Source organism: Pseudomonas sp. LBUM1656 (assembly GCF_059716065.1).
In genome coordinates, this window is the sequence record NZ_CP166800.1 from 3,059,302 (window position 1) to 3,085,969 (window position 26,668).

Here is a 26,668-nt window from a genome sequence, read left to right on the forward strand (position 1 = left end):
TATATCTATTTAATAATGCTCTTTACCTTGTCCCGCAACTGATCAATGGAAAACGGCTTGCCGATGACTGACATGCCTTCCGGCACATCAATGCTCTCGGCATAACCACTGGCAAACAGAATCGGCAACTCAGGGCGCAACATCCGGGCCTGCGTCGCCAGTTCTCGGCCGTCCATCACCGGCAGACCCACATCGGTCATCATCAAATCGATGTGCTGGTCTTCATCGTTGAGAAACACCAGCGCCTGTTCGCTGCCATCGGCCTCAAGGACCTTGAATTCCAGCTCCTCCAAGACGTCGACGATCAGCATGCGCACAATGGCATCGTCTTCTACTACCAGGATGATGGACGGGGCGGAGGACATAAGAGGGCTCTCAAGTAAAATTCAGGGTCGCCGGTCGATCGAAATCGCCGCGCTCTAGCATGAGTAAGTGGCAGAACCCGACAAGTTCCCAGCGTTGTGCAAAAAAGAATAGCTGTACAAGACGCGGCAGGATAACCGCTCCTTTGACCGAGAACAGCTAAATGCAGGGATTTGCTTGAATACGCCTCAGAAAATTGGATCAATGTGCCAGTTTTGGGGCAAACTCCCTGGTTTTGAACAGTTCGACAAGGCCTTCCCATGACCCCTGCGTCTTCGGTTGATGAGCAACGATTCCGTAAACTCCTGAGCCGCAACATCAGCCTGCCGTTGGGTGTCGGTGTGCTCAGCGCAGTGTTCTTTGTTTCGCTGATCACCTACCTGCTGTCGGTGATCCAGTGGGTCGAACACACCGACCGGGTGATCAATAACGCCAATGAAGCGGTGAAGCTGACCGTTGATCTGGAAACCGGGATGCGTGGCTTTCTGCTCAGCGGCGATGAGCATTTCCTCGACCCGTATGAAACCGCCAAGCCGAGAATCGCGGTCGCACTTAATACCTTGCTCGAACTCACCGCCGATAACCCGGTTCAAACCGACCGTCTGCACCGGCTCCAGGCCTTGCAGCAGGAATGGGCCAACTATGCGCAATCGATGATCGATTTGCAGCGCACCAGCGGCGATTATCGCAGTGCCGTCAGGGCCGGGCGCGGCAAGCGGCTGACCGACGAGATCCGCAAGCAATTCGAAGACGTGATCGACATGGAGCAACAGTTGCGTACCACGCGCAACGAAGAAGTGCGTCGCACCACGATCTGGAGCATCACTCTTTACCTGTTATTCATCCTCGGTATCAGCGGCTTGCTGGCCTATATCGGCCGTCGTGATTTGCTCAACCTTTCGCAAAATTACAGCGCCAACCTCGCGGCGCAACAGGCCAGCGCCTCGCGTCTGGAACAGCAAGCGTGGCTTCGCAATGGCCAGACCGAACTGGCCGAGCAGGTGTTGGGGCAACTGTCCCTCAATCTGTTGGGGCGCAACATCTTGCAGTTCTGCGCCCAATATCTGGGCTCAGCCGTCGCCGCTATTTATGTACGCGAAGAACATGGTGGCCTCACGCGAGTGGCGTCTTACGGTTTTTCTCGTGAGCAGGAAGAGCGCGACCAGCAGATTTACAGTGATGAAGGGATTGTCGGCCAGGTGGCGCAGCAGGCCCGCCTGATTCGTCTCGATAACGTGCCAAGCGACTACTTCAAAGTCAGTTCCGGTCTGGGCGAAGGCCTGCCGCACAGCGTACTCGTGGTGCCAACCAGCGACGATGACCGGGTCAACGGTGTGATCGAACTGGGCTTCCTGCGCCCCTTGGACGACCGCGATATCGAGCTGCTTGAGCTGATTGCCGGCAACATCGGTACGTCGATCGAGGCCGCTCGCTATCGTCAACGTTTGCAGGAAGTACTTGCCGAAACCCAGCAACTCAACGAAGAGCTGCAAGTTCAGCAGGAAGAACTGAAGACTGCCAACGAAGAGCTCGAAGAGCAGTCGCGGATTCTCAAGGAGTCCCAGGCTCACCTGGAAACCCAGCAAGTCGAGCTGGAGCAGACCAACGAACAACTCGCCGATCAGGCGCAGATCCTGGCCGACCAGCGCGATGCGATGGACCTGAAGAACACCGAGCTCAACCAGGCCCAGGTCCAGCTTGAAGAGCGCGCCGAAGAGTTGCAGCGCTCGAGCAAGTACAAGTCCGAGTTCCTTGCCAACATGTCCCACGAGTTGCGCACGCCGTTGAACAGTTCTTTGATCCTGGCCAAGTTGCTGGCGGAAAACCCGCAGGAAAACCTCAGCGCCGAGCAGGTGAAGTTCGCCGAGTCGATCTATTCCGCCGGCAACGACTTGCTCAATCTGATCAATGACATTCTCGATATTTCCAAGGTCGAGGCCGGCAAGCTGGAAATGCGTCCTGAAAATACTAGTGTTGCGCGTCTGGTAGACGGGCTGCGTGGGATGTTCGAACCGATGGCCGCTGACAAGCAGTTGACGTTCGAGGTCGACTTGCAGCCCGGTTCGCCGATGATGCTGTTCACCGACCGCCAGCGTCTGGAGCAAGTGATCAAGAACCTGCTGTCGAACGCGGTTAAATTTACCGAAAAAGGCACGGTCAGCCTGACTGTGGCGTCCCAGCCAAACGACGGCATCGCCTTTATCGTCCGTGACTCCGGGATCGGCATCGCCGCCCACCAGCAGGAAAGCATTTTCGAAGCCTTCCGCCAGGCCGACGGCACCACCAATCGCCGGTATGGCGGCACGGGCCTGGGCTTGTCGATTTCCCGGGACCTGGCCGCGTTGCTGGGCGGTTCGATCAGCGTCACCAGCGAACCGGGGCAGGGCAGTGTCTTCACGTTGGTGCTGCCGCAGCAATACGTCGAACCGAACGAAGTGCCGGTCGCACCGATGCAGGCCACACCGGTCGCTATGGCCCCGAGAGCCGCAACGCCTGCGTTGGCGCCCCTGATTGCCGAAGTCGACATCCCGCGTTTCGACGATGACCGCAGCAAGGCGCCGTTCACCACCCGTTGCATCCTGGTGGTGGAAGACGAGCCGAATTTTGCCCGCATCCTCTACGATCTGGCCCACGAACTGGGTTATCACTGCCTGGTTGCCCACGGTGCCGATGAAGGTTACGACCTGGCCAAGGAGTTCATTCCCGACGCCATTCTGCTGGACATGCGCCTGCCGGATCATTCCGGGCTGACCGTGTTGCAGCGTTTGAAAGAACATGCCGAAACCCGCCATATCCCGGTGCACGTGATTTCGGTGGAAGATCGGGTCGAGGCTGCCATGCACATGGGCGCCATCGGCTATGCGGTCAAGCCGACAACACGCGAAGAGCTCAAGGACGTGTTTGCCCGTCTCGAAGCCAAGCTGACCCAGAAGGTCAAGCGGGTGCTGTTGGTCGAGGACGACGATTTGCAGCGCGACAGCATTGCCCGTCTGATTGGCGACGACGACATCGAGATCACCGCCGTCGGCCTGGCCCAGGAAGCGCTCGATCTGCTGCGTACGACCATTTTCGATTGCATGGTCATCGACCTGAAGCTGCCGGACATGCTCGGCAACGAGCTGCTCAAGCGTATGTCGACCGAAGATATCTGCTCGTTCCCGCCGGTCATCGTCTATACCGGACGCAACCTGACCCGGGACGAAGAGGCCGAACTGCGCAAGTATTCGCGCTCAATCATCATCAAGGGCGCACGTTCACCCGAGCGGTTGCTGGATGAGGTCACACTCTTTCTGCACAAAGTCGAATCCAGGTTGTCCCATGATCGCCAACGGATGCTCAAGACCGCGCGCAGCCGCGACAAAGTCTTCGAGGGCCGCAAGGTGCTGCTGGTGGACGACGATGTGCGCAACATCTTCGCCCTGACCAGCGCACTGGAGCAAAAGGGTGCAGTCGTGGTCATTGGCCGGAACGGTCGTGAAGCGATTGAAAAACTGAATGAAGTCGAGGACATCGATCTGGTGTTGATGGACGTGATGATGCCGGAGATGGATGGTTTCGAAGCCACCATCGAGATCCGCAAGGACCCGCGCTGGCGCAAGCTGCCGATCATTGCGGTGACGGCCAAAGCCATGAAGGACGATCAGGAGCGCTGCCTGCAAGCCGGCTCCAACGATTACCTGGCCAAGCCCATCGACCTGGATCGCCTGTTCTCGCTGATTCGCGTGTGGTTACCAAAGATGGAACGCATTTAGTGGAACGCATTGATTCAGTGGAGCGAAGCAGCGAAATCGAATTGCGGTTGTTGATCGAGGCGATTTACCTCAAGTACAGCTACGATTTTCGCGATTACTCTGGCGCTTCGATCAAGCGCCGGGTCAATCATGCGTTGGTGCAATTTGAGTGCAATACCATTTCGGCCCTGCAAGAAAAGGTGCTGCACGATCCGACTGCGTTCATGCAATTACTGCAACTGCTGACGATCCCGGTCAGCGAAATGTTTCGCGACCCTTCGCATTTCCTGGCGATCCGCACGGAAGTCGTGCCGCTGCTCAAGACCTATCCGTCGATCAAGATCTGGATTGCCGGTTGCAGCACGGGTGAAGAGGTCTATTCGATGGCGATCCTGCTGCGCGAAGAAGGCTTGCTCGATCGCACCATCATCTACGCCACCGACATCAATCCGCGCTCGCTGGAGAAGGCCAAACAGGGGATTTTCTCCATGGAGAACGTCCGCGCCTACACTCATAATTACCAGCAGGCAGGTGGCCAGCGTTCGTTCGCCGACTACTACACGGCGGCGTATGGCTACGCGATTTTTGACAAGACCTTGTGTGAGAACGTGACCTTCGCCGATCACAGTCTGGCGACGGATAGCGTGTTCTCAGAAACCCAATTAATTTCGTGTCGTAATGTTTTGATCTACTTCAATAAAAAGCTTCAGGACCGTGCGTTCGGTTTGTTCCATGAATCCCTTTGCCACCGTGGATTCCTGGTGCTGGGCAGCAAGGAAACCCCGGATTTTTCGGCCTTCGGCAACCAGTTTGTGCCTTTGGTCAAACAAGAACGGATCTACCGTAAATCATGAACAACGCAGCGGATTTGCCTACTGTGGAGGCTATCGTGATCGGTGCTTCGGCCGGTGGCGTGGAGGCGTTGCTGGGTATTCTCAGTCCTCTGCGCGAAGGCTTCTCGCTGCCGATCATTGTGGTGCTGCACCTGCCCGACGAGCGTCGTAGCCACTTGGCCGAAGTGTTCGATCGGCGCGTGGCCATGCGTGTTCAGGAAGCCCGTGACAAGACGCAGGTCGAAGCGGGAACGCTGTATTTCGCGACGCCCGGGTATCACCTGTCGGTGGAGCATGACCGCACCCTTTCCCTGAGCCTGGAGGACCGCGTGCATTATTCGCGGCCTGCCATCGACTTCCTGTTCGAGTCGGCTGCCGATGCCTACGGCGAGCACCTGGCGGCCGTGCTGCTGACTGGCGCGAATCGCGACGGCGCCAGCGGTCTGGCTCAGGTAAAACGTCGCGGGGGCCTGACCATCGTTCAGGACCCGGACGAAGCCCAGGTCGCCACCATGCCTCGGTCAGCATTGGCTTTACATCACCCAGACCACATTCTCCCTATACGCGGCATCGGCCGTCTGCTTGTCGAGCTGGAACGAATAGCATGCTAAGTAACATCCAAGCCAAACTGCTGATTGTCGACGATCTGCCGGAGAACCTGCTGGCGCTTGAGGCGCTGATCAAGCGTGAAGACCGCGTGGTCTACAAGGCATTATCCGCCGACGAAGCCTTGTCGCTGCTGCTGCAGCACGAATTCGCCATGGCCATTCTCGACGTTCAGATGCCGGGCATGAACGGCTTTGAACTGGCCGAGTTAATGCGCGGCACGGAAAAAACCAAGAACATCCCGATCGTTTTCGTCAGTGCCGCCGGCCGCGAGTTGAACTACGCGTTCAAGGGCTACGAAAGCGGTGCCGTGGACTTCCTGCACAAGCCGCTGGATATTCACGCGGTCAAAAGCAAGGTCAATGTCTTCGTCGACTTGTATCGCCAGAGCAAGGCGATGAAGCAACAGGTCGAAGAACTGGAACAGGCTCGCCGCGAACAGGAAGCACTGCTCAAGCAATTGCAGACCACCCAGAACGAGCTGGAACAAGCGGTGCGCATGCGTGATGACTTCATGTCGATCGTCGCCCACGAAGTCCGTACACCGCTCAATGGCCTGATCCTCGAAACCCAGTTGCGCAAGATGCACCTGGCCCGTGACAACGCGTCAGCGTTCACCCTCGACAAGATGCACGCCATGGTCGACCGTGACGAGCGGCAGATCAAAAGCCTGATCCGTCTCATTGAAGACATGTTGGATGTTTCACGCATCCGCACCGGCAAGTTGTCGATCCGCACGACCCGATTTGACCTCGTGCAATTGGTCAGCAACCTGTTGCAAAACTTCGCGCCGCAGGTCGACGCCGCCGAGTGTTCCGTGACGTTTACCGCAGAACAGCCAGTGGTCGGCAACTGGGACGAATTTCGTATCGAGCAAGTGATTTCAAATCTGCTGACCAACGCCTTGCGTTATGGTGGCAAGAGCCGGATCGATGTCAGGGTCTACTGCCACGAGGGTCAGGCACGGGTCGAAGTGCAGGATCGCGGGATCGGTATCAGTGAAGAAAACCAGAGGCGTATTTTTCAGCAGTTCGAACGGGTGTCAGCCAAGACCGTGGTCGCGGGGCTGGGACTGGGGCTGTTTATTTCCGAACAGATCGTCGCCGCCCATGGCGGCTCCATCGCCGTCGAGAGCAAGATCAACGAGGGCGCCTTATTTCGCGTTTGTCTGCCGCTGTAGGAAAACAGCCGGATAAACGCAACCTCTGATCGACCCTATGGTCGTATCAGCAGCTATTGACCGAACAAAGGCTTCCCATGAGTGAAGATGCACAAGATGTAGTACTCATCGTCGAGGATGACCCCTCGATCCTGATGGTATTGTCCGCTTACTTGTCGGGTGAGGGTTACCGGGTGCTGCAGGCCGAAAACGGCGAGCAGGCCTTTGAAATACTGGCGAGCAAACCGCACCTGGACATGATGATCACCGACTTTCGCCTGCCGGGCGGGATCTCCGGCGTGCAAATCGCCGAGCCTGCCGTGAAGCTGCGACCGGAACTCAAGGTGATTTTTATCAGCGGTTATCCGCAGGAAATCCGTGAGACCGACAGCCCGATCACGCGCAAGGCGCCGATCCTGGCCAAGCCATTCGATCTGGATGTGTTGCAAGAGCTGATGCAGGAAATGCTGTCGTAAGCGACCCCGAAGCCCCCGCCATGGGGGCTATCAGATGCGGATCATCTCCCGCACCTTGGCCGTCAACAGGTCGAAGGTGAACGGCTTGGTGATCATCTGCATGCCAGGGTCCAGGAATCCGCCGCGCACTGCCGCGTGTTCGGCATAACCGGTAATGAACAGCACTTTCAGATCAGGCCGGTACTGCCGACCGATTTCCGCCAGTTGCCGGCCATTCATGCCAGGCAGCCCGACGTCGCTGATCAACAAATCGATACGCTGACCGGAGTCGAGAATCGGCACCGCGCTGTAGGCATCGCCTGCTTCGACGAAGGCGTAGCCCAATTCACTCAATACCGCACTGACCAGCACCCGGACTGCCGGATCGTCCTCGACGATCAGCACGGTTTCTCCGTCCTGGGCATGAGGTGTGTGGGCGATATCCACCAGCATGTCCTCGACCACATCACCGTTGTAGCGTGGCAGATACAGGCTCACCGTCGTGCCGTTGCCCACTTCACTCTCGATGGTCACGTGGCCGTGGGACTGCTTGCTGAAACCGTAAATCATCGACAAGCCCAGACCAGTGCCCTGGCCAATCGGCTTGGTGGTGAAGAACGGATCAAAGGCCCTGCTGATGGTGCCTTCAGGCATACCGCAGCCGGTGTCGGTCACGCGCAGCACGACGTAATCACCCGGCTGCAGGTTGCTGTGAACTTGGGTGAAGCCTTTGTCCAGATGTTGATTTGAAGTACTGACCATCAGTTTCCCGCCCTCGGGCATGGCATCGCGGGCGTTCAGCACCAGGTTGAGCAGGGCGCTTTCAAGTTGATTGGGGTCGGCCTCGGCTACCCACAAGTCCTCGCTCAACTGCATGTCCAGTTGAATGCTTTCGTTGATGCTGCGCTGCAAGAGTTCGCCCATGGACACCACCAGGGTGTTCATTTCCACGGGTTTGGAATCCAGCGACTGACGTCGGGAAAACGCCAGCAGACGATGCGTCAGGCCCGCCGCGCGATTGGCCGAGGTCACCCCCAGATCGATCAAGCCGTCCAGGTCCTCGGTGCGGCCTCGGGCCAGGCGTCGACGCAGCAGCTCGAGGCTGCCGATGATGCCGGTCAGCATGTTGTTGAAGTCGTGGGCGATGCCGCCGGTGAGTTGGCCGACCGCTTCCATTTTCTGCGACTGCCTGAGGGCTTCTTCGTTGTGTCGAAGTTGGGCGGTACGTTCCTCGACCTGTTGCTCAAGGGTTTCCAGGGTGTTTTGCAGTCGCAGTTCGCTTAGGCTCAGGTCAATCAACCGGTCCCTGGCGTCATACTGTCGTCGTCGCCCACGCAATGCGGTGGTCACCAGGCTGATCAACGTCACCGGGTGAAACGGGCGCTCGAGGAAGGTGACGTTGCCTAACTGCGGACCAAGGCGTGACGCGGGGTTTTGCTCCGGGCCGCCGTGGTGGGTCAGCAGTACGATCGGCAGGTCGGACCAGGCCGGTTGTTCGTCGATCAAGCCCAGCAGCGGTTCGAGATCACACCCCAGCAAGGCTTCCGAAGAAATCACCAGCAGACCGGCACCTAACGCCAGCTCGCTGCACAGCGCCACCAGATCGCGGGTCACCAGGCCTTCGAATCCCGCCTCGTTGAGCATCATCAGCGCAATCTGGCTGTCACGTCCCAGCGGCGCGAGAATAAGCGCTCGCTCCGACGTCGCCTCGAAAGCATTCACCGGACATCATCCTGAAGGAGCGGCTGGTTGGCGCCCATATAAGTCGGCACGCCGCGCAATACGCCCTGGAACGCATCCAAAGGCTCACCGATGGTCATGCCCGTGCTACCGATGCGGTATTCGCGAATGGTCGATTCATGGCTGCCGGTGCGTTTCTTGATGATTGAAATAGCCCGGCGAACCTGGCCCAGGGCTTCGAAGTAACGCAACAGAATCACCGTGTCGGCCAGATAAGTAATGTCGACTGGCGCCTGCATGTCCCCGACCAGCCCATGTTGGGCCACGGTCATGAACGTCGCGGCGCCACGGCGATTGAGGTACAGCAGCAACTCGTGCATGTGCAGCACCAGCGCGTTTTCCTCGGGCATCGCCGCCTGATAGCCGTTGATGCTGTCGATAACCACGGTTTTGATATTGCGCTCATCGACACAACGACGAACCCGGTGGGAGAACTCGCCGGGAGACAGTTCGGCGGCGTCGACTTGCTCGATCAAAAGATTGCCGGTGTCTTGCAGCGCCTGCAGGTCGATGCCCATGTTTTTCATGCGTTCGAACAGAAGGCCCAGCTCCTCGTCGAAGATAAACAGCGCGGCTTTCTCACCTCGCGCAACGGCTGCGGCAGCGAAGATCATCGAGATCAGCGACTTGCCAGTCCCGGCCGGGCCGAGAATCAGCGTGCTGGAACCGGTCTCGATGCCGCCGCCGAGCAGCGCGTCCATTTCCTTGATGCCGCTGGTCAACTGCTGGCGGATGTAACCGCTGCGGTGTTCGGCCGCAACGAGGCGAGGGAATACATGAACGCCGTCGCCCATGATGGTGAAGTCGTGATAACCGCCACGGTACTTTTGACCGCGATACTTCACGACTCGAATACGCCGGCGTTCAGCGCCGTAATTGGGCGTCAATTCTTCAAGGCGAACCACCCCGTGCGCCACACTGTGCACGGTCTTGTCGAGGGACTCGGTGGTCAGGTCATCCAGCAACAGTACGGTGGCGTCGTAGCGCACGAAGTAGTGCTTGATCGCCAGAATCTGCCGGCGATAACGCAGAGAGCTCTGGGCCAGCAAGCGGATTTCGGAGAGGCTGTCGAGGACTACCCGGGTCGGCTTGACCCGTTCGACCACTTCGAAAATCTGCTTGGTCGCTTCGCCCAGCTCAAGGTCCGAGGAATACAGGAGGCTTTGCTGGTGGTCGGCATTGAGCAGACTTTCTGGCGGAGTCAGTTCGAAGATGTGGATGTTTTCATCCAGCTCCCAACCGTGGGACAACGCCCCTTGGCGCAGTTCGCGCTCGGTTTCTGAAAGCGTGATGTACAACGAGCGCTCGCCGGCACGGGCGCCGGCCAACAGAAAATGCAAGGCGACGGTGGTTTTGCCGGTACCGGGTTCACCCTCAAGCAAAAACACATGGCCGCGTGACAATCCACCGGCCAGGATGTCATCCAGACCTTCAATGCCGGTGGCGGCTTTTGCACTGAACAACTCGTTAGATGTAGACAAAAAAAACCCTCTCATGACTAGGGGAAGCGAGGCAGCAGGCCTGAAGTGCCTGAATGGACTGCCTGATCACTTGACCTTTTGCCGTGGCGACGGTTCAACCTTTTTGTTGGCGTAACTGAGGGTGCCTTTACAAGCCTTGCTGCAACGCCGGGTCGTCCGGGTTGAGCTGTTCAAGCTGCGCCAGAAGGATCTGTACGTTCTGCAGTTGTCCGCTTTCTTTCCAGTAATTGATCAACAACACCCGTGCCTTGCGATCGGCCGGGTGGCGCTGGACGATTTCCTGCAGCTGTTTTTGCGCTGCTTCCAGTTCTTGCTCACCGTGCAGCGTAGTCGCCAGGTCGTAGCGATAGTCTTTGTTGTTCGGTTCGATTTCGACCGCCTTGGACAGACCGAGCAGGGCGAACTCACTTTGCCCGTGGTGCAGCAACCAGAGGCCCAAGGCATGTTGCAGGTAGGCCGAGTCGGGCTGCGTCTTCAACTGTTTCGCCAGCAATTGCCGCGCGGCGTCGCTTTGACCCTGTCTGTCGAGGACATCAATCTGCATCACCAGCGCCGGCAGATTGCCGGGGTCTAGCTGCAACGTGCGTTCCAGCGCCTGTTGTGCCTCTTTCAGTTCGGCATTGTGCAGGTGCAGGCGGGCCAGTTGGTATTGGGTTTCGGCGCTGGCAGGTTGACTCTTCAGCACCTGTTCCCAGGCATCGATGGCTTGTTGCAACGGTCCGAAATACAAGCCGAGGTCATCTGGCGACAGGCCCAATAGTGCGTTGATCGCGGCAAACCGCACGCTTTGTTCGCTGTCATCGAGCAACGGTCCGATCAGCAGGCTGCGCTGCCCGCTGGGCACCAGTCCGCTGATGCTTTTGATCGCCGCAATGCGCACGTCGGCCGAAGGGTTTTGCAGGTCTGCGTCTGCCAGTTTCAGGGCTTGCGGGCTCGGGTAATTAGGCAGTTCGGCATGCAGCCAGACACGGCGTTTGGGCGACAGGTCAGGGCGACCCAGTTGCTGGTACAAAACCCGCGCGGCCCCCGGTTGTCCGGCGCGCGCTTGGGTCAACGCTTCGCTGTAGCCGCGCTTGATGGCTTCCGGCACCACGGGTGTCGTACTGCGCAGGAAAAACCAGGCAAGGGCGATGGCGAACAGGACACAGAGGCTGATGAGCAAGTAGCGGCGGGACTGGGGCATGCAGGAATCCGGGGGCTGGCAGCTTGTGCAAAGCTGTCAGCTTCGGTCAGGTGGGCCTGTGAGTCAAACCCTGGCTCAATTCAATATCGATGATTTTGCCTACAGGTCGCGTCTGCCGCCTGCTGGCCACCATCAACCCCATTTACACCTGGGTCAAACTGGCGCAGCGGGTGCCGGTGCGGATTCAGATCGATGCCGACTATGCCGGCAAAGACAAGCTGCGGGCGGGGACGACGGCCACCGTAACCATCCTGGAAAACCACAAATCTCAAAACCAACCCTGCCCCCCTGTGGGAGCGGCAGTGCGGCGATCCCACAGGGGATTTGTATTGATTTCTCGACCGATAAAAAAAGCCCCGCGACCGAATGAGGCGCAGGGCTAAAAAATTGGTTGGTTGCGGCCAACCAAAGGAGCTCTTTAAAAACTTACTTGGTGGCGACGGTCTCTGGTTGCCAGCCACCGCCAAGGGCTTTGTAAATCGCGACAATGCCGCGATAAAGATCGGTTTCCGCCGAGGCCTGGGTGTCTTCGGCCGCCAAACGCTCACGCTGGGCATCCAGCAGGACGAGGAAGTCCACGGTGCCTTCGCGGTAGCGGATCTCAGCCAGGTCTGCGGCGGCACGACTCGCTTCGCTTTGACGGATCAGCGAAATCAACCGTTGCTGACGTTTGCCGTAATCGCTGAACGCGTTTTCCGATTCTTCCAGCGCCAGCAGCACCTGCTGCTCGTAGGTCGCCAGCGCGCCTTCGGCTTCGGCATCGGCGCCGCGCAAACGGGCCCGCACGCTGCCCAGGTCAAACGCTGCCCAGGTAATGCTTGGGCCGAGCGCCCAGGCATTGGCTGCCGAGGAGCCGATTTGCGAGCCACGCCCGGCGGTAAAGCCAAGGAAGCCGCTGAGGCTGACCCGAGGGAACAAATCAGCTTTGGCCACGCCGATACGGGCAGTGGCGGAAGCCAGTTTGCGCTCGGCGCTGAGGATGTCCGGACGACGTTGCAGCAATTCACCCGGATCACCGATCGGTAGTGCTTTGGCAATCGCCGGCAAGTCTTTTGGGCTCAGGTTGACGGTCAGCTTGTCCGGACGTTCACCCAGGAGGGTGGCGATACGGTTTTTCTGCCGAACCTGTTCGGCCTGCAACTGCGGCACGCTGGCTTCGACCGAGGCGAGGCGTGCATCGGCACGCTCCACGTCGAGTTGATCGCCGACACCGGCATCACGCAGGCTTTCGGTGATCTTGCGCGATTCCTGCTGGTTGTTCAGGTTGGCCAGGGCAATCTTTTCCCGCAGTTGAGCACCGCGCAGTTGACCGTAGGCATCCACCAGTTCGGCAATCATGGTGACTTGCAGTTGGTACAGATCGGCTTCGGCCGCTTGCTGTTCGGCGTCGCTGGATTCCAGGTTGCGCTGGATACGGCCAAAGAGGTCCAGTTCCCAGGCCATGTCCAGGCCCAGGTCGTAGCGTTCGCTGTTGACCCGTTTGGTGGTCTGGCCTGGAATCTGGCCTTTACCCAAGTCACTGCTGGCGCGGCTGGTGATGGTGGGCATGGCGTCATTGCTGGCGTCATCGCGAATCGCCCGGGCCGCTTTCCAACGGGCAAAGGCGACGCGCAGATCACGGTTGCCTTGCAGCGATTGAGTCACCAACTGGTTGAGAGTCGGGTCCTCAAACTGCTGCCACCAGATGCCTTCGAACCGCGTGCGGTCGAAGTTTTTCTGACCAGCAGCGCCATCAGTAGCGGTGGTGATGTTCGCCGGTTCAGTGGCTGGAGTCTTGTAGTCCGGGCCGACGGCACAGGCGCTCAGGGCCAGTACCAGAAGGCTCGGCAGGAAGGCTTTCGGACTCATTGTTGCGCCTCCAGTTTCAGGGCCTTGGCCGCTTTGCGCTTTTCACCGCGCTCCACAAAGTTACGGATCAATACGTAGAACACTGGCGTCAGCAACAGACCGAAGAAGGTCACCCCGAGCATCCCGGAGAACACCGCCACACCCATGGCGTGACGCATTTCGGCACCGGCACCGCTGGAGAACACCAGAGGCACAACACCCATGATGAACGCGAAGGAGGTCATCAGGATCGGACGCAGACGCAGACGGCACGCTTCCAATACTGCGGCAAGCGGACTGAGGCCTTCGTCCTGCTGTTTGTCCTTGGCAAACTCGACGATCAGAATCGCGTTCTTACACGCAAGTCCCACCAGTACAATCAAGCCGATCTGGGTAAAGATGTTGTTGTCGCCTCCCGAAGCAATCACACCGGTGATGGCCGACAGCAGCGTCATCGGTACGATCAGGATCACCGCCAGTGGCAGGCTCCAGCTTTCGTACTGAGCCGCGAGTACCAGGAACGCCAGCAATACGCAGAGCGGGAACACGAACAGCGCAGTGTTGCCGGACAGAATCTGCTGGAAGGTCAGGTCGGTCCATTCGTAGGTCATGCCGTTCGGAAGTTCTTCCTTGAGCAGTTTTTCGATGGCCGCTTGAGCCTGGCCGGAGCTGTAGCCTGGGGCTGCCGCACCGTTGATTTCAGCAGTGATGAAGCCGTTGTAGTGCATCACGCGGTCCGGGCCCGAGGTGTCGCTGACCTTGATGAAGGTCGCCAGCGGGATCATCTCGCCTTTGTTGTTACGCACTTTCAGCTGACCGATCTGGTCCGGTTCGAGACGGAACTGCTGTTCAGCCTGAACGTTGACCTGATAGGTGCGACCGAAGCGGTTGAAGTCGTTGGCATACAGCGAACCCAGATAGATTTGCAGGGTGTCGAAGATGTCGCTGACGGCTACGCCGTGGGTCTTGGCTTTTTCCCGGTCGATGGCTGCATCGACCTGCGGCACGTTCACGGTGTAGCTGGTGAACAGGGCGGCCAGTTCCGGCACGTTGTGGCTCTTGGTGATGATGTTCATGGTTTCTTTGTACAGCTCGTCGTAGCCCAGGTTGCCCCGGTCTTCGATCTGCAGACGGAAACCACCGATGGTGCCCAGGCCTTGTACGGGCGGCGGCGGGAAGATCGCCATGTAGGCTTCCTGGATCCCGGCAAACTGGCCGTTCAAGGCACCGGCAATCGCACCGGCAGACATGCTCGGATCTTTGCGTTCGTCGAACGGTTTCAGGGTCACAAACACGATGCCGGCGTTAGGACTGTTGGTAAAGCCGTTGATCGACAGGCCGGGGAAGGCCACCGCACTTTCCACGCCAGGCTGTTTCAGGGCCAGGTCGGACATGCGCTTGATCACGTCTTCGGTACGGTCCAGGCTCGAGGCGTCAGGCAGTTGCGCGAAGGCCACCAGGTATTGCTTGTCCTGGCCGGGTACGAAACCGGTCGGGGTGTGGGCGAAACCGAAGAAGGTCAGCACCATCAGGCCTGCGTACAACAGCAGGGCAATTCCGCTGCTACGGATAACCCGCGCTACGGTGCCGACATAGCCATGGCTGGCGCGTTCGAAGAACCGGTTGAACGGACGGAACAGCCAGCCGCCCAGTAGTTTATCAAGCACTCTGGTAAAGCGATCTTTCGGCGCACTGTGGCTCTTGAGCAGCACGGCGGCCAGGGCAGGGGACAGAGTCAGCGAGTTGAACGCCGAGATCACGGTCGAGATGGCAATGGTCAGGGCAAACTGTTTGTAGAACTGGCCGGTGAGTCCGGAAATGAACGCCGCCGGGATAAATACCGCACACAGCACCAGCGCCGTCGCGATGATCGGCCCGGTCACCTCTCGCATGGCTTTCTTGGTGGCTTCGACGGGCGTTTCTCCCAGCTCGATGTGCCTTTCCACGTTCTCCACCACCACGATGGCGTCGTCCACCACGATACCGATGGCCAGTACCAATCCGAACAGCGACAAGGCGTTCAGCGAGAAGCCGAACAAGTGCATCACCGCAAAGGTACCGATCAGCGAAACCGGCACCGCCACCAACGGAATGATCGAGGCACGCCAGGTTTGCAAGAACAGGATAACCACCAGAACAACGAGAATCAGCGCTTCGAAGAGGGTGTGAACCACCGCCTCGATGGAGCCGCGCACGAAGATCGTTGGGTCATAGACGATGCTGAAGTCCATGCCTTCCGGGAAGTTCTTCTTCAGTTCGGCCATCTTGTCGCGAACTTCGTTGGAGATCTCGATCGCGTTGGAGCCAGGGCGCTGGAAGATCGGGATCGCCACCGCCGGCTGGTTGTTCAGCAACGAGCGCAAGGCGTATTGGCTGGAGCCCAGCTCGACGCGAGCGATGTCTTTCAGGCGCGTGATTTCACCGTTGTCGCCGGAGCGAATGATGATGTTCTCGAACTCTTCTTCAGAAACCAGACGGCCCTGAGTGTTGACCGACAGCTGGAACGCAGTGGCATTCGGCGCAGGCGGGGCACCCAGTGCACCGGCGGCGACCTGACGGTTCTGTTCACGGATTGCGGTCACCACATCGGTGGCGGTCAAGTTACGCGAAGCGGTCTTGTTCGGATCGAGCCACACCCGCAGCGAGTAGTCGCCCATACCGAACAGCTGCACGTCACCGACACCGCCCAGACGCGCCAGCTCATCCTTGATGTTGAGCAAGGCGTAGTTGGACAGGTAGAGCATGTCGTAGCGTTTGTCCGGCGAGGTCAAGTGCACAACCATGGTCAGGTCGGGCGAGGCCTTGTCGACGGTGATACCGATGCGCGTCACTTCTTCTGGAAGTTTCGGCTCGGTCCGGGTCACGCGGTTCTGAACCTGTACCTGCGCGTTGTCCAGGTCGGTGCCCAGGGCGAAGGTGATGGTCAGGGTGATTTTGCCGTCTGCGGTGGACTGCGAGGACATGTACAACATGTTCTCGACGCCGGTGATGGCTTGCTCCAGGGGAGCGGCCACGGTTTCACCGATGACTTTCGGGTTGGCGCCGGGGAAGTTGGCACGGACCACAACGGTCGGTGGCACCACTTCCGGGTATTCGCTGATCGGCAACTGGAACAGCGAGATGGCACCGGCGATCAGGATCAGCAGCGAAAGTACCGCTGCGAAGATCGGCCGTGAGATGAAGAATTGGGAAAAATTCATCGGAGTTGTCGTCCCTTAACCGCGTGGAGTCGCAGCAGCCAGTTTCACAACCGAACCCGGCGCGACCTTGGCAGGTGCGACTTGGGGCAGGTTGCTGGCTTCCAGCGCTTGTCGTTGTTGTGCGAGTGCCGCGAGGGTTTGTTCACTGGCCATCGGGATCACTTCAGGAGTGACTGGCGAGCCAGGGCGAACCCGTTGCAGACCCTTGACGATGACGGTGTCATCCTTGTTCAGGCCGCTGCGCACGATGCGCAAACCTTCGATCTTCGGACCGAGCTCGACCGAGCGATAAACCGTTTTGTTGTCGGCATCCATCACCAGCACGAACTTTTTACCCAGATCGGTACCGACCGCTTCGTCGTTGATCAGCACGGCGGAATAGGTGCCGCTGCCGACCAGTTTCAAACGGGCATACAAGCCAGGGGTGTACTGTCCGTCGGCGTTATCAAAGACAGCGCGACCGCGGATGGTGCCGGTTTTCGGGTTGACCTGGTTGTCGACGAAGTTCATCACGCCCTGGTGCGGGTTGCCGTCTTCGTTGGACAAGCCGAGGTAAACCGGAGTGGTGGCGCCGCGTTTGCCTTGACGAGCGAGCTGGGTGTATTTGAGGAACACACGTTCGTCGGCGTCGAAGTAGGCGTAGACCTTGTCGGTGGAAACGACGCTGGTCAGCGCGGTGGTATCGGCGGTCACCAGGTTGCCGGCGGTAATTTCCGCACGGCTGACGCGACCACTGATGGGCGCGGTGACACGGGTGAAGCTCAGGTTCAGTTTGGCCAGATCCAGTTGAGCCTGGATGGCGCCGACGGCAGCGCGGGCTTCCTGGGATGCACTGGTGCGCGAGTCAGCGAGTTCAGCGGAGATGGCGTTGCTGGTACGCAGGCGTTCGCCGCGCTGGGCTTCGTTTTCGCTGCGGGTGGCGTTGGCGCGACCTTGTGCAACCAGTGCTTCGAGGCGGCGGACCTCAGCCTGGAAGGGACGCGGGTCAATCTGGAACAGCAAGTCACCTTTCTTGACCAGCGCGCCTTCAGTGAAGGCCACTTCATCAATCTGGCCGGAGACCCGTGGACGAATTTCTACGGTTTCTGGCGCTTCAAGGCGCCCGGTGAATTCGTCCCACTCGTTGACCGGTTGTTCCAGGACCTTGGCGACACTGACTTTCGCCGCGGGCATGGTAGCGGCAGACTCCGGAGCCTTGCCGCAGGCGCTCATCACCAGTACGGCCAACATGGCCAATGGGAAGCGCAAATGTTTGAGTGACTGTTCCATGGATGCATCCGCCAATGTATTGAGATGGGCGGATGATGAGCGGGAGGGTGGTATCGCACGAATCGAATGAAGCGAAGGTAACTATCATTCGGAATGATATAAGTCCGATGCCAGCCCTCTAGCACGCACCTTGCGTCGAGGAGCAATCAATTGGATTCATGACAATTCAGTGTTGCAGGTATCGCAAAGGACTGGCTTGAAACCGAGTCGCGTCCTTCGGGGGCAAGCCTCGCTCCTACAGGTGTATGCGATCAACTGTAGGAGCGAGACTTGCCCGCGAAGGGGCCATCAATCCCAACACATGGTCAGGATCAGGCCAGGCTATCCGGATCCCCAAAGAACATCTGAATCCTCGACCGCAACCAACGCTCACCGGGGTCATTATCCTGCGACCCACGCCACGCCATGTGCAATTCAAAGCTTCGTACCGGCAGCGGCGGATCTTCAGCCCGCACACCACCGGCTGCGGTCAACGCATCAGCCGTGTAATCCGGCACCGTCGCGACAATATCGGTGCCGCTGAGGAGCGTGCTGAGTCCGTTGAACTGCGGCACCGCGAGCACCACATGCCGTTTGCGCCCGAGCTTTTCCAGTTCTTCATCTATAAAGCCGCTCAGGTCACCGGCAAAGGACACCAGCGCATGAGGGCGGGCGCAGAAGTCATCCAGGCTCAACGGCCCCGGCACCGTGTCGGCGCGCAACAGTTTCGGCATGCTGCGACGCAGCACTTTGCGCTTGGCGTTGGCCGGCAAGTCGGCGGTGTAGCTGACGCCGATGGAGATCTCGCCCGAGGCCAACAGGCTCGGCATCAAGATGTAGTTGGCCCGACGTACCACCAGCACGATACCCGGCGATTCGGCCCGCAAACGCTTGAGCAGCATCGGCAACAGCGCGAACTCGACATCGTCCGACAGGCCAATGCGGAATACCGCCGTACTGGTCGCCGGATCGAATTCCGCCGCACGGCTGACGGCGGTGGAAATCGAATCCAGGGCCGGGGAGAGCAGGGCGAAGATTTCCACCGCGCGGGCGGAAGGCTCCATGCTGCGACCGGTGCGCACGAATAGCGGATCATCGAACAGCCCGCGCAGGCGCGAGAGCGCCGCACTGATGGCCGGCTGGCCGAGGAACAATTTCTCCGCAGCGCGGGTCACACTGCGTTCGTGCATCAATGTTTCAAAAACGATCAACAGGTTCAGGTCGACACGACGCAGGTCATTACGATTCATCTGGAGTCCTGGCAGAGTCATCAAGCTTGACGAGAGCGGCCATATGAGAACAATGGCCGGCATGAATATTACGGGGAAAGGCTGCTACTCTGCACCGAATAATTCAGTTTCCCTGGAACGGATGCTCCGGATTTTCACGATCACCGTTGATCCAATGGATGCTGCGGAATCAATGACAGGCATGTCGACTATTAATAGCCACTGATAGTCTTGGGTAGAAAGCCCAGATAGAGTTCAGGGCATTAGAGGTTTCTTTGACGAGGTTTGCGATGTCACGCACGATCCGTTTTCACAAGTTTGGTCCAGCCGAGGTGCTCAAATGCGAAGAGCATGCGGCCGCTCTCCCTGCACCGGGCGAAGTGCAGGTGCGCGTCGAGGCGATTGGCATCAGCTGGTACGACATTCTCTGGCGCCAGAACCTGGCCTCATCCCACGCTCGTCTGCCTTCAGGCCTTGGCCATGAAATGTCCGGCGTCGTCACGGCGGTCGGTGAGGGCGTCGATGACCTGGCAGTCGGTGACAAGGTCGCCAGCTTCCCGGCTGAAAGCCCCAACGACTACCCGGTCTACGGCGAACAGATCGTTCTGCCACGCTCGGCACTGACCCGTTATCCGGACGTGCTCAGCCCGATTGAAGCCAGCGTGCATTACACGCCGCTGTTGATCGCCTACTTCGCTTATGTCGACCTGGCACGGGTCAAACCCGGGCAATTTGCCTTGGTGACCGACGCGAGCCATTGTGCCGGTCCGTCCTTTGTGCAACTGGGCAAGGCATTGGGTGTGCGGGTAATTGCCGCCACCAAGACTGCTGAAGAACGTGAATACCTGCTGTCGCTGGGTGCCGAAAAAGTAATCGTCACCGAGGAAGAAGATCTGCTCATGCGGATCAACAAAATCACCGACAACCGCGGCGTGGACGTGGTGTTCGATGGCCTTGGCGGCCCGCAGATGTCACTGCTCGGCGATGTGCTCGCGCCTCGTGGCAGCCTGGTGTTGTACGGCTTGCAAGGCGGTAATCAGACGCCGTTCCCGGCCTGTGCAGCGTTCCAGAAGAACATTCAGTTCTTCGTTCACTGTATCGGTAACTTCACCGGCAAGCCGGAACTGGGCATCATCCAGGATCAGGTGGCACTGCAACGCGCCTTGCGCGACATTAACCAGCTGACCGCCGACCGCGTGCTGCTGCCACTCAAGACTCGGGTCTTCCCGTTTTCCGAGTTTGTCGAGGCGCACCGCTATATGGACGAATGCCCGTGCCGCGAGCGGGTTGCCCTCCAGGTCGAGCCGGCCTGACGCTCCTGAAAAAGTCCGTGCTTGCACGGACTTTTTCATTGTCCTTCCGAAAATCCGAGACGTCCCGTCAATCTGCGATGGGTCAGTTCAGCAACTGAACTGGTTTTTGCTCTCAATCTGTATCTTCTAATCACCCTGTAAGCCCCGATAATTGAATGATTACTTTCATCTCAAGGAATGAGCTATGGCTGTGTATCAGATAGATACTTTTCATCGCGCTCCAGCAATACAAACTCGACAAATAGCGCGTTATCAATCAATTGCCGAAAAATTAATGGCGACTTCTTTCTTTATTTCTCGTGCTACATGTCTGTGGGACGCTGTCGGAGATTTCCTAGGATCTCGCAAGCGGTCGCAGGGCGCCTGTTCTGCCGGGGTTTGCTGGGTGTGCTCATTGATGGGGTCACAAGTAAGCTCGTTTCATTTCAAATAATTTCTAAAAACTAAGTGTTAGCATTTGATATCAAGCACAGCACTTTAATCATGTCAGGCAGCCGTTTGCGCGGTGCAACAGTTGTTTGCGTGACATCGAAACCATGAGTAACAGGTAAACAATGATGACCCATACCCATGAACAGGCAATGAACTATGTTTATCAGCAAGTATTGCAGCGATTACTGAGTTTTTTCTCGCGCGCCGAACGCACGGCATTGCAGCTGATGATTCAGCGCCTGGTGGTTGCGGCGGGGGGCATGGAGCGTATCGGTGAATACAAAGTGTTGGCGATCCAGTCCGGAACTCGTGACAGTTGTTACACACTCGCGTTGCTGCGTGCCGCGCAACTGAGCATCGCCGGGCGGGCCCCTGCAACCTTCCAGCTGCGAGTGGCAACCTTACGCACGAACGCGGCAAGCTCGACGGCCCTTGAAAACATCCATCGCAGTTGCAGCGCGTTGTTTCTCCTGGACGATCCTCGGGTCGAAGTGGTCATGGTCGATAACCGGGAAGTCCTGCCATTCAACCACCTTGCGCCGGTTTCGGAAGAGGGCCGCGAGTCGAATCGTCTCAATCTATTGATGGTTGGCCACCGGCGAACCTGGAACGGACCGCTCGACCTATGGGATGACGGCTACCTGGCAGCGGGCGAGTTTTATGGGCAGATCTCCCGTTGGGACCGGGGCGTCGATGCGTTGGTCAGCAGCGACACGCCTCGTCAGCAAAAGCAGTTCATGGATGGATTGACCCGTGCGGCGCAAAAAGCCGGTCTCAATCCATCGAGTTACCCTCAATCCGGTTACGAAGAGCTATTCGCGCGAGTGGATGAGCTGGGCAGCGGTTGCTACCGCGAGTTTTATTCTGAACATAGTCAGGCCGAGTGGCGCCCGGCGGAATCATTTGAGGCGTGTCGGCGCACGACCTTCATCGATATTCACGACATGCTGGTCAGCAACCTGGAAGATCGCTGGCCATTGCTCACCGACTTCCTCGGGTTTAAACCTGACGAATTGGCGGCCCAGCTCAGTGATGACGAATTCGTCAGCCTTTCGATTTCCGCGCACGTTCGGGGGCTGGAGTCCTGTTATGTTCACGGTCGCACGTATGAAGCGGGTGTTGCCGAATACGTACAGCGGACCTTGGTGATGATGCGTCGCAAGCAACTCCCCGAGCGCTTTTGCGAGCAGGCAATGGAGGTGTTTGGCAGCCCCACAACCCTGTCAGACCAGCGTGCATTGGCTCAAGCGGAGGCCCAGAAAAACCTCGGCTTGAGCGAGGCTCAGCTGGTGTGCTTGCTCTTCGCACCCTTCGTCGAGAATGGCGCCTCGCTTGAGCGTTTTCTGCGCCAGTGTCATCCCGGCATGCTCGTGGCGTTGCCCGATCTGCACCGGGCGATGCAGGGCAAGCCAGCGCCCGAGCAGGTTCTGCAATGGATGGTCGACGTCAGCGGGCTGCCCGTCAGTCTGATCGGCACGCTCTACCGCATGAGGCCTGTGGCCAGGAGCGAGGAGCCTGGCCAGGAAATCGCCAACACGGATGAGCAAACGCCGGACCTTGACGCGGGCGCCGCTGTAAATGGCGAAAGGTCAACGGGGCGTTGAGGGTGCCGGATTTTACCGCGCTCACCCGCAAGCACCCTGTGCTTGGCGTGTTTGGTCGCTACCCATGAAAGGACCACGCGAAACCGACTTCGCCTATCAGGCGGTCTACCGTTACCTGACTAACCTCATCAACGAACCGGTCAGCGACACGCGAGTCCGCCTCCCTTCATTGCGGCAATTGGCGGACCGTTTGAGCGTGTCGATTTCGACCATCCAGTACGCCTATTCGCTGCTGGAAAAGGAAGGGCGGGTATATTCAGTCGCCAAATCCGGTTATTACGCGCTGCCCGTGTCGTCCATTCGCCCGCTCAGCAGCGGCAATGACCTGCTCGAGACGGTCTATGTAAACGCCAGGCGTCCGGGAATGCTGGTGTTGAGCGCGGATGAGCCGGCGTTGCTGCAGCCCCTGGACAGCCCGTTATTGCTGCTCGAAAGAGAATTGCTGCGTCAGTACCCGCGCCAGCCCCAAACGACTTCCCAACCTTGCGGTGAACTGGAGCTGCGCGCCGCCCTGGCCGCACGCTATACCTCGTCTCCGGCACGTTGCTGGCACGCCGATGATGTCTATATCGGCGCCGATTTGCGTGGCGTCCTGGAAATACTGATCGCCGTGTTGTGTCTCAAAGATGCGACGGTTGTCGTCGAATCGCCCTGTGACTGGACGATTCTGCGTTTGCTTCAGGAGGCTGACGTCCATGTCATCGAGTTGCCTTTGCAAGCCAATGGCGGCCTGGACCTTGAGCAGCTCAAACAACTGCTGGAGACCGAGCCGGTGCGGCTTATCATGCTTTCCTCCGGCCTCAACATGCCGCGCGGCAGCGTGGCCTCCCACAGCAACAGGCAGGCAACCGCCCAGCTGCTGGAACGTCATGGCAGCTGGGTGCTGGAGAACGACTGCTACGGCGAACTCGAATTCGAGCCCGACGGCTTGCGGTATCGTGATCTGCTGAATCCGGACCGGCTGATCGTTTTCTCCACCTTCGAAAAATCCATCGGGCCGGAGGCGCCTTATGGCTATCTGCTCTCGCGGCAACTGAGCGTTGAATTGCAGCGGCACTTTTTGTTGCGTTCGTTCCGCTTGTCGCCGATTCGCCAGAAAGCCATCGCACGGCTATACAGCAATGGACGAATCGATCAGCACTTGCTGGTATTGCGCCGGCTGCTCAAGGACCGCAAGGCGCACATGACCCAGCTGTTGCAGGAGCGCCTGGGTGATGCCCTGCATTTCGTCGACCCCCTGGGCGGTGCGACGATCTGGGTGCGGTCTTTGCGTCAGGTCGATGTGCGTCGGGTGTTCCAGCGTCTGCTCAGGCATCAGGTGGTGATCGCACCAGGGGAACTGTTCAGCCTCCACGGGCTGCACGCGCAACACTTGCGCCTGAGCCATACCTTCGGCGGCGACCACGACCTGGCAGCGGCAATGGGGTTGCTGGGTGATGCCTTGCGTCTGGAATCAATCGATTGAGCAGGGCCGGGGCTCTGGCGATTGATAACATTTCGATCGGGATCGATAACGTCGCGCTGCGGTCAAACTGCCAGTAAACTGCGTTCCTATTCCTGAACCACTCTATTCCAGAGGTTTTGCATGACACTCAGTCCTTTTGCGGGCAAACCGGCACCGGCAGAATTGTTGGTCGACATCCCGCGACTGGTAACGGCCTATTACACCGGCCAGCCTGATGCCGCCATTTCGACCCAACGCGTTGCCTTCGGCACGTCCGGACACCGAGGCAGCTCGTTCGACCTGAGTTTCAACGAATGGCACGTTCTGGCGATCAGCCAGGCGATCTGCCTGTACCGCGAAGCCCAGGGCATCGACGGCCCGCTGTTCGTCGGCATCGACACCCACGCGTTGTCCACTCCGGCCGGCGCCAGCGCCCTGGAAGTGCTGGCGGCGAACGGCGTCACCGTGATGATCGCCGAGGGTGACGAATACACGCCGACCCCGGCCATTTCCCACGCGATTCTTTGCTACAACCGCGGCCGTACTTCGGGCTTGGCGGACGGCATCGTGATCACTCCATCGCACAATCCGCCGCAAAGCGGTGGCTACAAATACAACCCCACCAACGGCGGGCCGGCCGATACCCACATCACCAAGTGGATCGAGGCCAAGGCCAACGAGCTGCTGAGCAACAAGCTGGCCGGCGTCAAACGCATCAGCTACGAGCAGGCGCTGAAGGCCGGCACGACCCATCGCCACGATTACCTCAACACTTATGTCGCCGACCTGATCAACGTGATCGATTTCGACGCTATCCGTGACGCCAAGCTGCGTCTGGGTGTCGATCCGCTGGGCGGAGCAGGGGTACGCTACTGGTCGGCGATTGCCGAGCACTACCGCCTGGACCTGGAAGTGGTCAACAAACAGGTCGATCCGACGTTCCGTTTCATGACCGTCGACTGGGACGGGCAAATCCGCATGGACCCGTCGTCGAGCCATGCCATGCAAGGCCTGATCGGTCTGAAAGAACGCTTTGACGTCGCATTCGCCTGCGATCCGGACCATGATCGCCACGGCATCGTGACCCCGTCCGGCGGCCTGCTGGCGCCGAACAGCTACCTCGCCGTGTCGATCGACTACCTTTTCCAGAACCGTCCGCAGTGGCGCGCCGACGCTGCCGTGGGCAAAACCGTGGTCAGCAGCGGCTTGATCGATCGCGTGGCCAAGCGCCTGGGCCGTCGCCTGTACGAAGTGCCGGTCGGCTTCAAATGGTTTGCTGACGGTCTGTTCGACGGTTCGCTGGGTTTTGGCGGCGAAGAAAGCGCGGGAGCCTCGTTCCTGCGCAAGGACGGCGGCGTCTGGTGCACCGACAAGGACGGCTTGATTCCGGCATTGCTGGCTGCAGAAATGACCGCTCGCACCGGTCGTGATCCGAGCCAGGCCTACCGTGCGTTGACCGACGAACTCGGCGAACCGTTTTCGGTGCGTGTCGACGCCAAGGCTAATCCTGAACAGAAAGCCTTGCTGAGCAAGCTGTCACCGGATCAGGTCACCTCGACCGAACTGGCTGGTGAAGCGATCCAGAGCATCCTCAGCCATGCGCCGGGCAACGACCAGGCCATCGGCGGTTTGAAAGTCATGACCGAGAACGGCTGGTTTGCGGCACGACCTTCGGGGACTGAAGACATCTACAAGATCTACGCTGAGAGTTTTGTGAGTGATGACCACCTCAAGCAGTTGGTTGCAGAAGCCCAGACCCTGGTGGATGGCGCTATTTCTGCGAAGTAAGTGACGGCCTCATCGCGGGCAAGCCCGCTCCCACAGGGTTTTGCGCAATCCTTGTGGGAGCGGGCTTGCCCGCGATGGCGTCAGTGCAGTCACCTACGATCATGAAAAAGGGGCGGCCATTACTGGTCGCCCCTTTTGCCCTGCGTTTACTGCATCAAGCCAGATCCACCAACACGATCTCACTGTCCTCAATCGCAGTCACTCGTAACACTTGCTCATCCGCGACTGCTACGCCGTCTCGAGCTTGTGCACGCAAGCCATTGACTTCAATGACACCGGTTGCCGGAACCAGGTAAGCGCGACGGCCACTATCCAGGCGATATTCGGCGGATTCACCGGCCTTCAGGTTCGCCGCCACCAGTCGCGCATCGGCGCGGATTCGCAGGCTTTGATCGTCCCCAGCCTTGCCGCTGGCCAGGGTCACGAAACCTTCGCGCTGACCTTTCGGGAAAGGCTTGGCGCCCCAGGAGGGGGCCAGACCGGACTCGTTCGGGATGATCCAGATCTGGAAGATCCTGGTTTCGCCTGCTTCCAGGTTGTATTCGCTGTGTGCGATCCCGGTACCGGCGCTCATGACCTGAACGTCGCCCGCTTCGGTGCGGCCCTTGTTACCCAGGTTGTCTTCGTGGGTAATTGCACCTTCACGCACGTAGGTGATGATTTCCATGTCCCGGTGCGGGTGTTTCGGGAACCCGGTGCCCGAGGCAATCACGTCGTCGTTCCATACCCGAAGGTTGCCCCAGTTCATGCGTTTCGGGTCGTGGTACTCGGCGAACGAAAAGTGGTGATGGGCATCCAACCAGCCATGGTGGGCGCCGCCCAAGGATTTGAAAGGTCTGAGTTCAAGCATGATCGTCTCCTGAAAAGGTTCGTCATGGGGCAGAGCGCCTGAGCCACGAAACAAGAACCGGTGGTTGATGGCGGGCATCATCTATCAGGCACCAATCGATAAAAAGCGTAAAAAATGCCTCATCATGATCGAATAATTTGATATCAAATAACCTCGAAACGTTCTCATCCAGCCTTCACTTC

Annotated in this window: 18 protein-coding genes and 1 pseudogene; 10 read left to right on the forward strand and 9 right to left on the reverse strand. The window is 58.8% G+C overall.

Translation table 11 applies throughout. The features are described from left to right. Positions 1-5: 5 nt before the first annotated feature. Positions 6-365 carry a response regulator gene (locus ACA072_RS14010; RefSeq protein WP_497624809.1) on the reverse strand — a complete coding sequence of 120 codons (360 nt, stop codon included), beginning with the start codon at positions 363-365 and terminating at the stop codon, positions 6-8. A 258-nt stretch (positions 366-623) separates the two neighbouring features. Here ACA072_RS14010 and ACA072_RS14015 point away from each other — a divergent pair, with 258 nt between their 5' ends. From ACA072_RS14015 to ACA072_RS14035, 5 genes are all read left to right on the forward strand, one after another. Continuing rightward, a complete protein-coding gene (locus tag ACA072_RS14015; protein WP_497624810.1) occupies positions 624-4,115 on the forward strand; it encodes a response regulator in 3,492 nt (1,163 codons plus the stop codon). Next, positions 4,115-4,948 (forward strand): CheR family methyltransferase, encoded by an 834-nt coding sequence (locus ACA072_RS14020; protein ID WP_497624811.1) that lies wholly within the window; start codon positions 4,115-4,117, stop codon positions 4,946-4,948. Before ACA072_RS14015 ends, ACA072_RS14020 begins: the two co-directional genes overlap by 1 nt. Then, positions 4,945-5,538, forward strand: coding sequence for a chemotaxis protein CheB (locus ACA072_RS14025; RefSeq protein WP_497624812.1), 594 nt, complete (start codon positions 4,945-4,947; stop codon positions 5,536-5,538). Before ACA072_RS14020 ends, ACA072_RS14025 begins: the two co-directional genes overlap by 4 nt. After that, positions 5,532-6,713, forward strand: coding sequence for a hybrid sensor histidine kinase/response regulator (locus ACA072_RS14030; RefSeq protein ID WP_497624813.1), 1,182 nt, complete (start codon positions 5,532-5,534; stop codon positions 6,711-6,713). Before ACA072_RS14025 ends, ACA072_RS14030 begins: the two co-directional genes overlap by 7 nt. A gap of 77 nt (positions 6,714-6,790) precedes the next feature. Beyond that, positions 6,791-7,168, forward strand: a complete 378-nt coding sequence (locus tag ACA072_RS14035) for a response regulator (RefSeq protein ID WP_338923265.1) — start codon at positions 6,791-6,793, stop codon at positions 7,166-7,168. A 30-nt stretch (positions 7,169-7,198) separates the two neighbouring features. Here ACA072_RS14035 and ACA072_RS14040 read toward each other — a convergent pair whose 3' ends face one another. The 3 genes from ACA072_RS14040 to ACA072_RS14050 all read right to left on the reverse strand — a co-directional run bounded on the left by ACA072_RS14040 (position 7,199) and on the right by ACA072_RS14050 (position 11,551). Then, a complete protein-coding gene (locus tag ACA072_RS14040; protein WP_497624814.1) occupies positions 7,199-8,869 on the reverse strand; it encodes an ATP-binding protein in 1,671 nt (556 codons plus the stop codon). Continuing rightward, positions 8,866-10,368, reverse strand: a complete 1,503-nt coding sequence (locus ACA072_RS14045; protein WP_497624815.1) for an ATPase domain-containing protein — start codon at positions 10,366-10,368, stop codon at positions 8,866-8,868. Before ACA072_RS14045 ends, ACA072_RS14040 begins: the two co-directional genes overlap by 4 nt. 127 nt (positions 10,369-10,495) lie before the next feature. Beyond that, positions 10,496-11,551 (reverse strand): tetratricopeptide repeat protein, encoded by a 1,056-nt coding sequence (locus ACA072_RS14050; RefSeq protein WP_497624816.1) that lies wholly within the window; start codon positions 11,549-11,551, stop codon positions 10,496-10,498. A 95-nt stretch (positions 11,552-11,646) separates the two neighbouring features. Here ACA072_RS14050 and ACA072_RS14055 point away from each other — a divergent pair. Beyond that, positions 11,647-11,829: pseudogene (locus ACA072_RS14055) on the forward strand (HlyD family secretion protein); the annotation flags it as partial. A 148-nt stretch (positions 11,830-11,977) separates the two neighbouring features. Here ACA072_RS14055 and ACA072_RS14060 read toward each other — a convergent pair. The 4 genes from ACA072_RS14060 to ACA072_RS14075 all read right to left on the reverse strand — a co-directional run bounded on the left by ACA072_RS14060 (position 11,978) and on the right by ACA072_RS14075 (position 19,076). Further along, on the reverse strand, positions 11,978-13,399 hold the full coding sequence (locus ACA072_RS14060; protein WP_497624817.1) for an efflux transporter outer membrane subunit: 1,422 nt from the start codon (positions 13,397-13,399) through the stop codon (positions 11,978-11,980). Further along, entirely contained in the window at positions 13,396-16,578 is a 3,183-nt protein-coding gene (locus ACA072_RS14065) for an efflux RND transporter permease subunit (protein WP_497624818.1), read from the reverse strand. Before ACA072_RS14065 ends, ACA072_RS14060 begins: the two co-directional genes overlap by 4 nt. A gap of 15 nt (positions 16,579-16,593) precedes the next feature. After that, positions 16,594-17,847, reverse strand: a complete 1,254-nt coding sequence (gene mexE / locus ACA072_RS14070; protein WP_497624819.1) for a multidrug efflux RND transporter periplasmic adaptor subunit MexE — start codon at positions 17,845-17,847, stop codon at positions 16,594-16,596. A gap of 311 nt (positions 17,848-18,158) precedes the next feature. Further along, a complete protein-coding gene (locus ACA072_RS14075; RefSeq protein ID WP_008026287.1) occupies positions 18,159-19,076 on the reverse strand; it encodes a LysR family transcriptional regulator in 918 nt (305 codons plus the stop codon). Positions 19,077-19,345: 269 nt separating this feature from the next. Between ACA072_RS14075 and ACA072_RS14080 the strand changes: the two genes are divergently transcribed. The 4 genes from ACA072_RS14080 to pgm all read left to right on the forward strand — a co-directional run bounded on the left by ACA072_RS14080 (position 19,346) and on the right by pgm (position 25,636). After that, on the forward strand, positions 19,346-20,368 hold the full coding sequence (locus ACA072_RS14080; RefSeq protein ID WP_219094102.1) for a zinc-dependent alcohol dehydrogenase family protein: 1,023 nt from the start codon (positions 19,346-19,348) through the stop codon (positions 20,366-20,368). A 557-nt stretch (positions 20,369-20,925) separates the two neighbouring features. After that, entirely contained in the window at positions 20,926-22,404 is a 1,479-nt protein-coding gene (locus tag ACA072_RS14085) for a hypothetical protein (RefSeq protein WP_497624989.1), read from the forward strand. Between the two features lie 64 nt (positions 22,405-22,468). Then, the gene (locus ACA072_RS14090; RefSeq protein WP_497624820.1) at positions 22,469-23,869 is read left to right on the forward strand and encodes an aminotransferase-like domain-containing protein; all 1,401 of its coding nucleotides are present in this window, start codon (positions 22,469-22,471) and stop codon (positions 23,867-23,869) included. 120 nt (positions 23,870-23,989) lie between these two features. Beyond that, positions 23,990-25,636 (forward strand): phosphoglucomutase (alpha-D-glucose-1,6-bisphosphate-dependent), encoded by a 1,647-nt coding sequence (gene pgm / locus ACA072_RS14095; RefSeq protein WP_497624821.1) that lies wholly within the window; start codon positions 23,990-23,992, stop codon positions 25,634-25,636. Between the two features lie 154 nt (positions 25,637-25,790). Here pgm and ACA072_RS14100 read toward each other — a convergent pair whose 3' ends face one another. Next, positions 25,791-26,486, reverse strand: coding sequence for a pirin family protein (locus ACA072_RS14100; protein ID WP_497624822.1), 696 nt, complete (start codon positions 26,484-26,486; stop codon positions 25,791-25,793). Positions 26,487-26,668: the final 182 nt, after the last annotated feature.